This window comes from Neobacillus sp. Soil_C_43 (assembly GCF_057656715.1).
The window spans coordinates 86,337-100,288 of record NZ_JBDGJV010000004.1 but is presented as its reverse complement, the minus strand read 5'-3'; the positions used below and the strand labels follow the sequence as shown (position 1 = coordinate 100,288).

Annotated in this window: 14 protein-coding genes, 1 pseudogene and 2 riboswitches; of the genes and pseudogenes, 4 read left to right on the top strand and 11 right to left on the bottom strand. The window is 38.3% G+C overall.

Going from position 1 to position 13,952, the window contains the following annotated elements; genetic code table 11:
• Positions 1 to 132 precede the first annotated feature (132 nt).
• Entirely contained in the window at positions 133 to 480 is a 348-nt protein-coding gene (locus AC3A54_RS08015) for a hypothetical protein (RefSeq protein ID WP_487654082.1), read from the top strand.
• Between the two features lie 334 nt (positions 481 to 814).
• Here AC3A54_RS08015 and AC3A54_RS08010 read toward each other — a convergent pair whose 3' ends face one another.
• The 4 genes from AC3A54_RS08010 to AC3A54_RS07995 are packed head-to-tail and all read right to left on the bottom strand — an operon-like array spanning position 815 to position 4,278.
• A complete protein-coding gene (locus AC3A54_RS08010) occupies positions 815 to 1,099 on the bottom strand; it encodes a ferredoxin family protein (RefSeq protein ID WP_040204690.1) in 285 nt (94 codons plus the stop codon).
• Complete coding sequence (locus AC3A54_RS08005) at positions 1,099 to 2,394, bottom strand: FAD-dependent oxidoreductase (RefSeq protein ID WP_308080370.1); 1,296 nt, start codon at positions 2,392 to 2,394, stop codon at positions 1,099 to 1,101. Before AC3A54_RS08005 ends, AC3A54_RS08010 begins: the two co-directional genes overlap by 1 nt.
• Positions 2,387 to 3,418 (bottom strand): electron transfer flavoprotein subunit alpha/FixB family protein, encoded by a 1,032-nt coding sequence (locus AC3A54_RS08000; protein WP_487654081.1) that lies wholly within the window; start codon positions 3,416 to 3,418, stop codon positions 2,387 to 2,389. The genes AC3A54_RS08005 and AC3A54_RS08000 overlap by 8 nt, the downstream gene beginning before the upstream one ends.
• Positions 3,419 to 3,453: 35 nt before the next feature.
• The gene (locus tag AC3A54_RS07995; protein ID WP_487654080.1) at positions 3,454 to 4,278 is read right to left on the bottom strand and encodes an electron transfer flavoprotein subunit beta/FixA family protein; all 825 of its coding nucleotides are present in this window, start codon (positions 4,276 to 4,278) and stop codon (positions 3,454 to 3,456) included.
• A gap of 394 nt (positions 4,279 to 4,672) precedes the next feature.
• On the opposite strand from AC3A54_RS07995, the pseudogene AC3A54_RS07990 reads away from it, so the two are divergent.
• Positions 4,673 to 5,403 (top strand): annotated as a pseudogene (locus AC3A54_RS07990) (ZIP family metal transporter).
• Positions 5,404 to 5,459: 56 nt separating this feature from the next.
• On the opposite strand, the gene AC3A54_RS07985 reads toward AC3A54_RS07990, so the two are convergent.
• From AC3A54_RS07985 to AC3A54_RS07960, 6 genes are all read right to left on the bottom strand, one after another.
• The gene (locus tag AC3A54_RS07985) at positions 5,460 to 5,702 is read right to left on the bottom strand and encodes a Spo0E family sporulation regulatory protein-aspartic acid phosphatase (RefSeq protein WP_487654079.1); all 243 of its coding nucleotides are present in this window, start codon (positions 5,700 to 5,702) and stop codon (positions 5,460 to 5,462) included.
• Positions 5,703 to 6,076: 374 nt separating this feature from the next.
• Complete coding sequence (locus AC3A54_RS07980) at positions 6,077 to 6,610, bottom strand: 1,2-dihydroxy-3-keto-5-methylthiopentene dioxygenase (RefSeq protein ID WP_487654078.1); 534 nt, start codon at positions 6,608 to 6,610, stop codon at positions 6,077 to 6,079.
• Between the two features lie 248 nt (positions 6,611 to 6,858).
• Positions 6,859 to 7,488: a methylthioribulose 1-phosphate dehydratase gene (locus AC3A54_RS07975; RefSeq protein ID WP_335548202.1), complete on the bottom strand. Its 630-nt coding sequence runs from the start codon at positions 7,486 to 7,488 to the stop codon at positions 6,859 to 6,861.
• Complete coding sequence (locus AC3A54_RS07970; protein ID WP_335548199.1) at positions 7,482 to 8,156, bottom strand: 2-hydroxy-3-keto-5-methylthiopentenyl-1-phosphate phosphatase; 675 nt, start codon at positions 8,154 to 8,156, stop codon at positions 7,482 to 7,484. Before AC3A54_RS07970 ends, AC3A54_RS07975 begins: the two co-directional genes overlap by 7 nt.
• A complete protein-coding gene (gene mtnW, locus AC3A54_RS07965; RefSeq protein ID WP_487654077.1) occupies positions 8,157 to 9,368 on the bottom strand; it encodes a 2,3-diketo-5-methylthiopentyl-1-phosphate enolase in 1,212 nt (403 codons plus the stop codon).
• Positions 9,369 to 9,440: 72 nt separating this feature from the next.
• Positions 9,441 to 9,550, bottom strand: a riboswitch (SAM riboswitch).
• Positions 9,551 to 9,628: 78 nt separating this feature from the next.
• On the bottom strand, positions 9,629 to 10,807 hold the full coding sequence (locus AC3A54_RS07960) for an aminotransferase class I/II-fold pyridoxal phosphate-dependent enzyme (protein ID WP_487654076.1): 1,179 nt from the start codon (positions 10,805 to 10,807) through the stop codon (positions 9,629 to 9,631).
• Between the two features lie 120 nt (positions 10,808 to 10,927).
• Here AC3A54_RS07960 and AC3A54_RS07955 point away from each other — a divergent pair, with 120 nt between their 5' ends.
• The gene (locus AC3A54_RS07955) at positions 10,928 to 11,713 is read left to right on the top strand and encodes a carbon-nitrogen family hydrolase (RefSeq protein ID WP_487654075.1); all 786 of its coding nucleotides are present in this window, start codon (positions 10,928 to 10,930) and stop codon (positions 11,711 to 11,713) included.
• Positions 11,714 to 11,819: 106 nt separating this feature from the next.
• Positions 11,820 to 11,980: riboswitch (SAM riboswitch) on the top strand.
• Between the two features lie 99 nt (positions 11,981 to 12,079).
• Positions 12,080 to 13,264 (top strand): S-methyl-5-thioribose kinase, encoded by a 1,185-nt coding sequence (gene mtnK / locus AC3A54_RS07950; protein WP_487654074.1) that lies wholly within the window; start codon positions 12,080 to 12,082, stop codon positions 13,262 to 13,264.
• A 42-nt stretch (positions 13,265 to 13,306) separates the two neighbouring features.
• Here mtnK and AC3A54_RS07945 read toward each other — a convergent pair whose 3' ends face one another.
• Positions 13,307 to 13,891 carry a DUF2087 domain-containing protein gene (locus AC3A54_RS07945; protein ID WP_487654166.1) on the bottom strand — a complete coding sequence of 195 codons (585 nt, stop codon included), beginning with the start codon at positions 13,889 to 13,891 and terminating at the stop codon, positions 13,307 to 13,309.
• Positions 13,892 to 13,952: the final 61 nt, after the last annotated feature.

Genomic DNA, 13,952 nt, shown 5'->3' with positions numbered 1-13,952 from the left:
GGATAGTTGTCGTATTTTTGTCATTTTTATGAAACCGCTTTAATTTTTTTGAAAATTTAACATTTATCACACAAAAATTGTTTGAAAGTTTCATATAATGAAGATAGAACATGAAAGGGAGGTCAAAAATACATGAAAACCCCAAATTACCATGACTTTTATCAAAAGGCATTAATCCCAATCGGTTTTAACGATTTAAAGGCACTAAAGGAATCTGATGCTACCATCCCTAATTCTCCTTATACACATTGGCTTATTGCTGTAGAAGGGGTACAACTCCCACAACCTACCATTTACTATAATTGGAAAGTTAGCATATATCCCGCTGATTGTGACGGTGATTTCAATTGGAGAAAGCCTTATTATTGTTCAGAGAATATAGAGTTCATGGATCATGCAAACCAACTAGCTTCTTCATTCGTTGCTTCAGGAAAGAAAGATGAGCTATCCTCCTCAACCCTACTAGAGAAAATTAGCTAAGCCTCTAACATACCAACCTTCTGCTTTACCTCTTTTTTACCCCCACTTGTGAAAAAACCTACATATAGTGATATTAAAGATATTTCTATTTTAATAGTCATGCATATGGCAGTTATTTTTAAAGCCTAAGCATGTTTTCTAGCAGGAATCCAATACGGTAAATTAGACTGGCTTCTACGTTACCCGTTCCCCTTTCTCATCACCTCTTCGGTCACCTAAGACTGGCTACTTAATAATAATAATAGAAAATCAACGACAGCACTTTGTGTTCTCGGATACCGAATAAAAAAAGTGTTGTTCACGGCAAGCCGCAAACAACACTTTTTCTATTATTCTATGCAAGTCTAAATACTATTCCATGTCCACCCTTTGGATACTCCCATTTGATGTTTTGGTAAGGACAGCCTATTCGGCAGCTTCCGCATTCATGACAACCCTCGTAGCCCACCTGCATCCTTGTTCCTTCCCACTTATACACCTCTGCTGGGCAAAATACTGTGCAAATTTTATCGGGACATTGTGTCATACATACATCATGATCAAGTACGGTTAAATGAGACTTCGTGTCACACTTAAAACGGAGAAGATACTGTTTTTCTTCAATATTCTTCGTTGACATTATTTCACCGCCTTCCAAGCACGATAAATATCTTGCAATACTCGAATCGTTCCTCTTTCAGAAGTGACACTCTTCATAATCTGCTTTTGCTTTTCACGTTTTGGTGTTCCATCTACCGTAAAGAATTTGCTCATGGCTTTATTCATCATTGGAACATATTCATTGAAGTATTGTGGATACTTTTCAAATGTATGTGCAGCATCTTTATATTTCTCTAAATCTTTTATGATAAAGCTATCATATAACTTCTCACGATAGAGGTTTAAGCTGGACTCTGAATAGTCGCCTCGATGTTTCGCTTCTATTACCGTTTCAGCCGCTAACATGCCTGAATGCATGGCCATATTCGAACCTTCACGGTGGATGGCATTAACAAGCTGAGCAGCATCACCGATCACAACTACTCCATTTCCAGCAACCTTAGGAACCGAACGATATCCGCCTTCTGGAATGAGATGGGCAAGATACTCTGCGGATTCTCCACCTGCAATTAATGGTTTTACCATAGGGTGTGTTTTCAAGTAATCAAGCAGCTCATACGGCTTTAATTTGGCTTTAATCATACTGGAAAGAGTAGTACCTACTCCAATGTTAATACTTTCTTTATTGGTGTAAATAAAAGCTGTTCCGAGGTTACCTTTTGTTGAATCCCCAAATACCTCTATGGTACAGCCTTGGTTATCTTCCAAATTAAAACGATCATTGATCTTTTCCTTGGATAAATTAACCACTTCCATAACAGTTAATGCCACTTCATCTGGTCGAAATTCTTTATGGAAGCCTAACTGTTTAGATAAGAGTGAGTTTACTCCGTCTGCAAGTACAACGACGTCGGCATATACCTCTCCATCTGGGCGGTCCGTTCGCACACCTACTACTTTTCCATTTTCAACAATACATTCGGTAACCACCGTTTCGTTGATTAGGAGCGCTCCGGCCTCGACTGCTTTTTGCGCGAACCATTGGTCAAACTGTGCTCGGAGAACAGTGAAGTTATTATAAGGTTCTACGGCCCACTCAAGACCTTTATAGCCGAAGGAAACAACAGATTCTTTATCCATCATCCAAAAGCGCTGTTCAATCACGGGTCTCTCAAGAGGTGCTTCCTTCCAAAATTCAGGAATCAACTCTTCCATTTGCTTTCGATATAACACTCCGCCCATTACGTTTTTGGCACCAGGATATTCTCCTCTTTCGATAAGCAAAACGTTTAATCCATTTTTCGCACAAGTCAGAGCACAGGAAGTTCCTGCAGGACCCGCACCAACGACAATCACATCAAATTTCTCAGGCATAGCTTACAACACCGCCTTTTTCTGATCTGAGCTGCTTAAATTGCTCGATTAGTTTAGGTAGAACTTCCATTGCATCTCCAACAATTCCATATGTTGCAACATCAAAAATGGGTGCATTTGGATCTTTGTTGATAGCAATGATGAACTCGGAGTTTTTCATACCAACTACATGTTGAATTGCTCCTGAAATACCAATAGCAAAATAAATCTTCGGAGTCACCGTTTCTCCCGTTTGACCAACTTGCTGTTCGTGCGGTAGCCATCCAGCTTCTACAACATCACGAGTACCGCCGACACTTGCCCCTATTGTTTCTGCTAACTCGTGAATCAGCTGGAAATTTTGAAAATCTCCCATGCCTTTTCCACCACATACTATGACATGTGCCTCTGCTAAATTAGCTTTTTTTGTTACGTCATTCACAATTTGGAGTACTTTTGTCCGCATATCTTCTTCTTGCAGTGAAATTTTTTCTTCAATGACTTTACCAAGACGGTCTGGATCTGGCGCTAGTGCCTTCATTACTTTCGGTCGAACAGTGGCCATTTGTGGTCGATGCTTTTTACATAAGATGGTGGCCATGATATTTCCACCGAATGCTGGTCTGCTTGCTTCTAGCAATCTATTATCGGTATCCACATCCAACATCGTAGTATCCGCTGTTAAGCCTGTAGATAAATCGGTTGCTACCGCACTTGCTAAATCCTTTCCATTTGGTGTTGCTCCGTAAAGGATAATCTCTGGCATATATTTTTGAGCCAGCAGCATAACACCCCTCATATAAGATTCAGTCCGATAATCTTTCATTACCGGATGATCGATGACATACACCTCATCAGCACCATAGGCTATTACCTGATTTGCTAATGGTTTAATTTCACTTCCTAATAAGAATCCTGCTAAGGGAACTTGCAGTTTATCTGCCAGCTTTCTGCCGGCTCCAAGCAATTCAAGTGAAACGCCTTCTATTTTACCTTCGTTTTGTTCTATAAAGACCCAGACTCCACGATAATCGTCTAGATTCATGTAAACCCCTCCTTGCGGCAACTGATTAATCTTTGTTATTTTGATGACTGGATTGTTAACAGGTCTTTTTTCTCTGATAACAATTCCATGAGCTGCTTCACTTGCTCATCAGCAGTACCCTCAAGTTTTTTACCACCCTCTGGTCGTGGAGGTGTAAACATCTTACCTACAATGGTCGGTGAACCCTTAAGTCCTAATTGAGAACGTTCAACATTCTCTAGATCACTTACTGCCCAGATAATAGGTTCATATCTAGCTGCACTAATCATGTTCGGCATTGGGGAATAGTCGATATCATTTATTTCTTTTTCAACTGTTAATAAGCAAGGTAGCTCAGACTGAATGAGTTCATATCCGTTGGTTAATTTCCGTTTGATTAAAATGGTTTTCTCCGCTTGATTAACTTCCGTAACTTCAATTACATTTGTAACTGGTGGAATATCCATCCTTCTTGCGATTCCTGGTCCAACTTGCCCTGTATCTCCGTCGATAGCATGTTTCCCACAAATCACTAAATCAACTGGAAGATCCTTCCCGATTCTTTCTAATGCTTTAGATAAGGCATAGCTTGTTGCAAGTGTATCTGCACCCGCAAAGGCACGGTCAGAAATCAAATAGCCTCTATCTGCACCTATTTCAATACTCTTTTTAATTACAGCCGTTGCTTGCGGTGGTCCCATTGACAAAACAGATATGGTACCTCCCGTTTTTCCCTTAATTTTCACAGCCTCTTGAACAGCATGTGCATCGTAAGGATTCAAAATAGCTGGAGCACTTCGGCGGTCGAGTGTGTTTGTTTTAGGATTGATTTTAATGATTTTTGTATCAGGTACTTGTTTGACACATACGACAATGTGCATGTAGGACTTTCCCTCCTCCATATAGTCTAAGATTGGTGAAAGCGTTTGCTTCCTTTGGTTATAAAAAATGCTTTTATTAACGATATATGAACCGTAACACAAGCATAGTACCAAACAATGATGGTTTTCTTTTTTTTCTTACAAAGATTATTGAGACTACGGATAAACTAAATAAGCATGACAAACTTGAGTAGATTCTAGGGAGTAGGATTAAAATAACAAAAAAAGTTGAAGTAATGACAAATTGTGGTAAGATATGTAGTTAATCATGATGTGAGATTGTATAAATATAGCACTAATATAACTATATGAAATATTGGGATATAAACAATGATAAAAATCACAGTACTGTCTAAAATTGTAGATTTTATGATTATAAGGAAGGAGGAAAGAAATGAAGGAGGTTATTTTTGGGAGTGTACTCTCTGCTTTATCAACAGGAGTTGGAGCGTTACTGATCTTATTTATTCATCATTCTATTACACATCGATGGAAGGACGTATTGTTAGCATTTAGTGCAGGCATTATGATGGCAGCTTCTACTATTGGTTTGATTCCGGAAGCCCTCAAATACGGAGGATTTATATCACTTTTTGTCGGTGTTTGGTTAGGGGTAGGTGTACTAACTCTCTTGGAAAAAAATATTCCCATATTGACTTACAACATAGTAAAAAGGGAATTCATTTTGATGAAAAAGCTTTGTTAATTATCGCTGCCATTACTTTACATAATATCCCTGAGGGTCTATCTGTTGGTGTTAGTTATGCATCTACAGAAGGAGATACTGGAAATTTAATCGCATTAGCAATCGGTTTTCAAAATGCTCCAGAAGGCCTTCTTGTCGCTCTCTTTTTAATTAACCAGCAAATTAGTAAATGGAAGGCCTTCTTTATAGCGACCTTAACAGGTGCAATTGAAATTGTAACTTCATTATTAGGGTATTTTTTAACTTCATTTGTTCAAGGCCTTGTTCCATACGGCCTATCTTTTGCGGCAGGTGCGATGTTATATATCATTTATAAAGAATTAATTCCCGAAAGTCATGGAGACGGAAATGAGCGGGTATCAACCTATGCGTTTATAATGGGGCTTTTAATTATGGTGTTAATAATTAATATTTTTTAATAGGACAAGCATTTTTCAATGTATTTATACGCTGTTTTGTACCTCTCAAATTCCATTTAGACTAATACTTTAGGCCAAATCATAATCATTTGTTTAAAAGCAATTTTAACTTCTTCATTTGGCCTGGAAGCTTGTCCCATTACCCTATGGTAATCATTAATTAATTCATCTAGCTCCTGACTGTATTTAATTGTTTCCTCACTTGTATAGCCCAACGTGTTTGCGCAATTTATCATTAATTCCCTTTTGACCCTTATCTGTTCAATCATATCATTTTGATTAATACTATCCTTGTACAATGTTATCCTCCTACTCATTACCCTGTTACTGTAATTGACTAATAAAGTTGACTACTTGAAGAATTATGACAAGAATTTCTTTAAAAGTAAATACATTCGCAAAAGTAGACAAAACATTCTATTTCTTTCGTTTTTCGACAAATTCCTTCGTTTTTTTCAAGCTTTTACGACAATTGTCTCCGCCTTCCTTCGATTGCATTATGACAAATTTTACCTTACGCAAATAGGAAGGAAAATGATTGAATAAGTTTCTTTTATTTTGATTGGATTATTAAGCTAATGATAAAATTTTTCCAAAATACTTCCAACTCCGAAAAATGAATTCAAAAATAGATAAAAAAACTGACTGCATTGCTGCAGCCAGTTTTCCTTTTTTATTGGTTTACTTCTTCTTTTTCGTAAATAGGAACCCAGCCTTCGGTTGTAACAAAAATTCTTACTGCAACAACCTTTCTGTCTTCTTCAAGGGTAAAATAATGTCTTGTATTTTCTGGTACAGAGATCAAATCACCAGGATTTAAATGAACTTCAAAAAACTCTCCATCTTTACCTTGAATAACAAATACCCCGTGACCACTTACAATAAAACGAACTTCATCATCTGTATGATGGTGCTCGTTTTTAAAATTAGTAAGTAATACGTCAAGATTTGGAGTGTTTTCAGATAATGAGATCACATCTTGTGCTTTATACCCACGTCTCTCAGAAATATCTTCAATCTCTGCTGCGAAAGTGTTTAAAATTTCTTCTTTTTCTTCATCGCTTAAAAGGTATTTTTCTACTAACGATTCTGGAAGCTTGTCAATATCCCAGTTTTCATAAATAACTTCCTGACTTTCTAGGAAGCTTGCAACTGCCTCCTGCTCGTGAATTTGATCTTCTTTCTTTTGAAATGTAATATATGCCATTATAAATCAGCCTCTCTTCTTTTTTAATATTAAGCCATATGCGCAATGAATTTTATTAGTTCATTTAAACTTGTCTGTTGATTTGCGCTCCAGGTGCTTCGCTTTCCGCGGGGCGTTCCGGGAGCCTCCTCGTCGCTCACTCCTGCGGGGTCTCCCGTGACCGCTAATCCCGCAGGAGTCTTCGCACCTTCCGCTCCAATCAACAGGTGTGTAAATTTAACATACGTTCTTTAACAGATCATTCTCTTTTAAACTACTTTAAATAATTGGTATGGTTTATGTTCTAGTAACCGCAGTTGGTAGCGGAATAGAAATTCTGACGCTTCTAGGATTTTTTTTGCCTCAAATGCATTCCGTCCCCACACTGTGATTCCATGGTTTCGAATTAGTACAGCACCGCTGTCTTCGGAGACATGTTCTGAAAATTTATTTGCAAGTGTAGGAATGTGTGCATAATTTCTTATAATAGGTATCTTTAAAACAGCATCCTCTTCCCACTTATCAAAAGCCTTAATTAACTCTTGACCCTTAAAGGTAACTTCTCCATGATCACCATAGACCTCTGAAATCACATTATTATCAATGGTATGAACATGAAGACTACAACCAGCATTTGTCTTGCGATAAATCTCCACATGAAGAAGTGTCTCTGCTGACGGTTTTAAATGAGTCTCTTCTACCGGACGACCAAATTCATCCACTAATAAAAAATCTTCTGAAGTCCGCTTACGTTTATCTTTTCCGCTGGCTGTTACCAAAAATTGAAGCGGATGATCACTCACTTTAATGGCAAGGTTTCCACTTGTCCCCATAAACCAATCTCTCTCTGCCAATTCATCCTTAATATCGGCTAATTCTGCCCATCTTTCCTTTAACATGTTAGCTCACCCACCTCAATTCTTTTATTTATTTCCTCGATACAATCGAAGAAAGTATGAAACCCTTGATGGTTAATACCCCACTCCACACATTTTTCCTGAAGTAAATCCCTTGCTAACACAAAGTCAGCATGTTTAGCAGCCTCTAGGTCGGTCACAGAGTCGCCTATTACGATTTTAAAACTCCCCATTGGATTGTTCAGTTTCCGCATAATACTAGGCTTACAGCAACCACAATCATTGTTACAAGAGGAATCGCATTCATGTGGCCAAAGTATATTAATTGTTTCTTCAGAAAAATCAGAATGATTACAATACACTCCATCAAAAGGAGCGTATTCTGCTAAAATCGGATGGACAAAAAAATCTATACCGCCACTAACAATATAGAGGGGAATTCCCTTTTCACGAACATACCCTACAAACTCCTTAAAGCCTGGTCGGATTTTTGCATTTTCAATTGCAAATTCAGTTATTTCTTTCTTCTTATTACTAGGCAATAAGGAAAATAATTTCCCCACACCCTCATTCACTGAAATCTGACGAGAAAGAATTAAATCCTTGATTTCCACCCATTCAGGAGGAGCAAATTGTTTCATTATAGCAATGATGTTATCACTTTCTGTAATGGTTCCATCAAAATCACAATAAATAACCGGCTTTGTCATTTAGACCGTCACCTCGGCATTTCCCCAAAGCTGAAGTGCCTTATTAAGTTCAGGGTACTGCTCCGCTCCTACTGAGAGTGTGTTTCCCTGAAGAATGGCATCCACTGCTTGTCGGAAGGCAAGGCCACCTCCACGAGCACCGTTTGGATGCCCATGAACGCCACCACCTGCATTTATTACGGAGTCAATTCCAAAGTCACGAATTAACAAGGATACCAACCCTGGATGTATTCCCGCTGATGGCACTGGAAAAGCTTTTTTATAAACATCCTCTTTCGTCAATTCAGTTGCAATCGAAAGTGCAGATGTTTTTTCTAATGCCACCGTTCCATATGGAGATGGGAACAGTGATAAATCAGCACCTGCATAACGTAAAAGCTTTCCAAGGAGCAAAGAATGGGAAAAGCCATATTGGGATGAAGAAGTTAATGCGCCGCTTACTGCTGGATGTGCCATTAAAGGCAACCCAATTTCATTGTCCTCTCTTAATTCTTGCAGGACATCTAATCCATAGGAGAAGACATTAAATAATAGTAAGTCTGCTCCAAGCTCAGCTGCTTTTTTTGCCTTCTCCTTAAGTTGTGAGGATCTCCCAGTCAGGTTTACTGCGTACAGCGTTCTATGACCAGTTTCGTCTAGAACTTCATTTAACACTTGTTTTCCCGCGGTAATTCTTTTTTCAAAAGGTGTTAATTCATTTTCAAAGAGAATCTCATCATCTTTGACTAAATCAACACCACCAAGAGCTTGCTGCTTTAACTGCTCTACCAAAAAGTGTATGTCCTTACCAAGTACGCCTTTAAAGATGCTCATCACTAATGGTCTTTCATATACGTTTATTTTCTCTCGAATTCCATCGATACCGAATCTTGGTCCAGGAAAATGACTCTTTAAGCGACCATCAAACTGCAAATCTAGTAATTTTATTTTTCCATCCAAGGACAGTTTTCCGAAAACAGTAGTTAATATCGCTGGCAAGTCAGTAGAGAAATTAATGGTTGGATAGGCAATCCGAATGATTGCTAGACCGTCTCTTTCAGAGTCTTTCCCTTCAATGGAAACGACTCTGCCCTTATGCTTACGTAATTGGTTCTGCTCAAGCTCAGGAAGATTCGTCCAAGAACCAACAGTTAATCCAAGAGCAATTTCCTCTGCTTTTTTCTCCGGATTTTTTTCATCATGAACAAGATATGTTGCAATTATTTCAGACATTTTTCCAACTTCCCTTCTAAAATGCAAAAAAACCCCTTCGAAAAGAAGAGGTTAGCATCACAAACTAACATCTTCTCATCTTTCAGCCAGATTGCTGCAAGATTTAGCACCGTGCTTAACTTTTGGTTAAGTCGGTTGCCGGGCTTCATAGGGCTTTTCCCTCCACCTGCTCTTGATAAGAAAACGATTCGTATTTATTCACATTTATAAGTTGTTAAACTTTATTTTGGATTATCGCAAGAAAAAAAACATTTGTCAACTTATTTTTTGAACATTTCTAAACAACTAATTCTTCTGACAGCTTCAGCTAACCGTTCTTCGGATGATAATAAGCCTACTCGAACAAAGCCTTCTCCAAATTCACCAAAACCAATACCTGGTGCGACCATTATATGTGCTTGATCAAGTAGAATTTCAGCAAATTGTCCAGATGTGTACCCAACAGGCACCTTAAGCCATGCAAAAAAGGATCCCTTTGGTGCGGTTACATCCCAACCTATCGACCGAAGTCCGTTAATTAATACATTACGTCTTCGCTCATATAGTTCATTCAATTCTCTAACACATTCTTGTGATGCAGTTAAAGCTGTAGCTGCCGCTTCTTGAACAGCTCCGAACAAACTTACATACAGATGATCCTGTAGGAGTTCAATGGCTGAAATCACACTTTCATTCCCTACAGCAAATCCTACACGCCAGCCAGCCATATTGTAGGTTTTAGATAAAGTATAAATTTCGATTCCTACTTCTTTAGCCCCTTCGGTTTCTAGGAAGCTTATAGGTCTCTGACCGTCGAAACCAATGGCACCGTAAGCAAAATCGTGAACAACGCAAATATTTTGATCGTTTGCCAGTTTCACTGTTTCTTTAAAAAATTCTTCAGTGGCAACAGCACCGGTAGGATTATTTGGGTAATTCAAAAACATGACCTTTGCTTTTACTAACGATTCGGAAGAAAGTTCGTTGTAGTCAGGTAAAAATGCATTTTCCTCCCTCAATGGCATTGTAACCATTTCCGCTTTTGCCAGAGCCACACCTGACCAATAATCTGGATAACCGGGATCTGGCACAAGGATGGTATCCCCTGGATTCAACAAGCACTGTGGAATCTCTACAAGCCCTGCTTTTCCGCCAAAAAGAATAGCCACTTCCTTATCAGGATTGATCGTTACTCCATACTCTCTCAAGTAAAAATCAGCTGCTGCCTGTTTTAAATATCTATGCCCCTGAAACGGAGAATATTTGTGATTGATGGGATTAGCGGCCGCCTCCTGTAATTTTGACACGATATGCTCAGGCGTTGGCTGATCTGGATTTCCTTGTCCTAAATTTATAACGTCATGCCCTTCGGCAATATACTCTCCAACCTTCTTTACAAGGCCTGCAAAAAATTGTTTTGGCAGACTAGTTAAAAGCTCTGATGGTGGAAATTGTTTCATCACTCTCTCACCTGCTTATTCATTACAAATTTTTGTTGAAATTCTAGTCACAAATGATATAACTTTTATAACAGCTTGTAAAGAAAAAATTCTGATTTTTCGAACCGGAGGGAAAATTCTTTGAAATTAAACATATCTTGTCTACAAATGGATATCGCCTTTGGTAATCCATATGAAAACTATCATTCTGCTGAAAGACTGATTGAAAAAGCAATGGAAACTAAGCCTGACATTCTCGTCTTACCTGAACTCTGGACCACCGGATATGACCTAACACGACTTGATGAAATTGCAGATGACCAAGCGAAACAAACGATTCAGTTTCTACAGGAGGCAGCAAAAAAATACCAAGTTCATTTCGTTGGAGGATCTGTTGCAAACCGCAATGATAGCGGAGTAAAAAATACTTTGATTATCATAAACAAAGAAGGCCAGTTGGTTCACCAATATAGTAAATTACATTTGTTTAAGCTTATGGATGAGCATTTATATTTAGAGGCTGGTACAGAAAAAGGCTTATTTCAATTACAGAATCGTCATTTTGCGGGAGTCATTTGTTATGACATCCGTTTTCCTGAATGGATACGCACCCATACTTCTCATGGTGCGGAAGCACTATTTGTGGTCGCAGAATGGCCTGAACCACGGTTAGCACATTGGCGGGCCTTACTAATTTCTCGAGCAATCGAAAATCAATGTTATGTTGTTGCCTGCAACCGGTCTGGAAGTGATCCAAATAACAAATTTGCTGGTCACAGTATGATTATTGACCCTTGGGGAGAAGTGATTGCAGAAGCTGGGGATGAAGAGGAAATTCTATCTGCAGAATTAAACATGGACCTTGTTAAAGATATCCGCAAACAAATCCCTATCTTCGCAGATAGAAAGCCAGAATACTATCGTTAGAAGTTTCAAATTTAAAAATTAATAATATTTTCAAAATTTTGTTGACACCTTTCTTTTTATCCTGTTATAGTTTTTATCATACTGAAAAAATAGAATATTAGATTTACTCTTATCACGAGCTGGCTGAGGGATTTGGCCCTTTGAAGCCCAGCAACCGACCTTAACCCACTGAAAAGCGGGGCGCTTATCATGAGATAGGTACAGGGGACTCCCTAAAAGGCACGGTGCTAATTCCAACAGAAGGATGTTCTTTCTGAGAGATAAGAGGTGCGAAGAAACATACATCTTCTAGCCTCTTTCAGACAAGAAAGAGGCTTTTTTGTGCGTAAAGTACAACAGAGCCTCCAAAATAAGGAGGAATTTATTATGAGTCTATTAAAACAGACAACGTACAAACCTTTAACTGAAGAAGCTGCTATCGAATTATCAATTAATTTAAATATTTTCTCTGAAAAAGCAAACCTATCTAGTAAGGAAATTGGTGATGGCAATCTTAACCTTGTATTCCACTTGGTTGATCAAGATTCAGGGAAAAGTATCATTATCAAACAAGCTCTCCCTTATGCAAAAGTCGTGGGTGAAAGCTGGCCATTAACACTTAAAAGGGCGAAAATTGAAGCAGAAGCCTTAAAAACTTTTGGTCAGATTGCTCCAAATTTCGTACCACAGGTATATTACACAGATGATGTTTTAGCTGTTACTGTAATGGAGGACTTATCCCATCTCTTAATTGCTAGAACAGGATTTATAAAAGGTGCGACCTATCCCCTCATTTCTAAACATTTAGGTGAGTACCTGGCTAGAACTTTATTTTTCACCTCAGATTATGCGCTAACTCCAGCAGAGAAAAAGGCAAAAGTTCAGCAATTTATTAATCCTGAGCTATGCAAAATTACTGAGGATTTAATTTTTACAGGTCCATTTTTTGACGCAGAAACAAATGAATTTGAATCTGACCTGCGTCCAGTAGTGGAAGATCTTTGGCTGGACGAGGAGCTAAAGTTTCATGTTAATGTTTTAAAAAGAAGTTTCTTAACAGAAGCGGAATCACTCCTTCATGGAGATCTGCATACAGGAAGTGTCTTTGCCGACGATTCCGAAACAAAAGTAATTGATCCTGAATTTGCTTTTTACGGACCAGCTGGTTTTGACATTGGTCAAGTTTTTGCTAATTTACTCTTCCAAGTCATTGTGAATGTGCCAAAACGTGAACTGTTTATCACTCATATTGAAACTGTTTGGAATGTCTTTGAAGAGCAATATTCACAATTATGGAATACGGAAAACAAAGAACCATTAGCTAAGACCCCTTCGTTCTTACGCTTTCAGCTGGCTAAATTCTTTGAGGATACAATCGGTTTTGCTGGATGCGAGTTGATCAGAAGAACTATCGGACTCGCCCATGTAGCGGATTTGGATAGAATTGAGGATGAGCAAACACGATTAGCAGCGAAGCGACATTCTATAGAACTTGGAAAAATCCTTGTCAAACAGAGAAAAGAAATAAAAGACCTCACTGCGTTCATTCGTACAGTCAGAGAAGCACTCTAGGAAACAAAGAGAGGTTGACTCATAGAAAGTCAACCTCCATTTTTATTGTGGTTTTGCCCACATTTCTTCTGGGTTTAGTTCGTATATACTATTTTCCCGATACATGTAATGATTGATTATGAATTCCCGTCGTATGGTTGCATAATCATCATGGAATTGTTTGATATACTCGTTTAATTCTTTTTCTTCGTATTTTTTACCTGCTTTTAACCCTTTTACGATATGTTCAAAGACGATTAATTTCTTCTTCCTCTGAGCAGGAATGCTTTTTAATTTCCCATCTTTAGTAAAGAAATTCTCAAGAACTTTTTGTCTTTCTAAACTAGATTCCACCATATTCCCCAGCTCCTCTCCTTTTTTCTCAAGTAACTGCGTTAATACCTGTGCTTGTTGTTTAATCATAGATTCATTTAAATAGAAGTAAATCGTATTTTTATCTCTTCTTTCATATACCACATGAATTTCCCTCAGTTTTTTCAAGTGATGTGTGATGGTTGGTGCCGTTAATCCTAGTTTACCTGCAATAGCCTGACCATGAAGAGGACCCTTAGCTAAAAGAGCAACGATCCTGAATCTCGTTGGATCACCCATTGTTTTATAAAACGCTACTAAACGGTTTAGCTGCATCATCGTATACACCTCTCAATTTCGATATTCATCTAATTAGATATATATCAAACTTTAATTT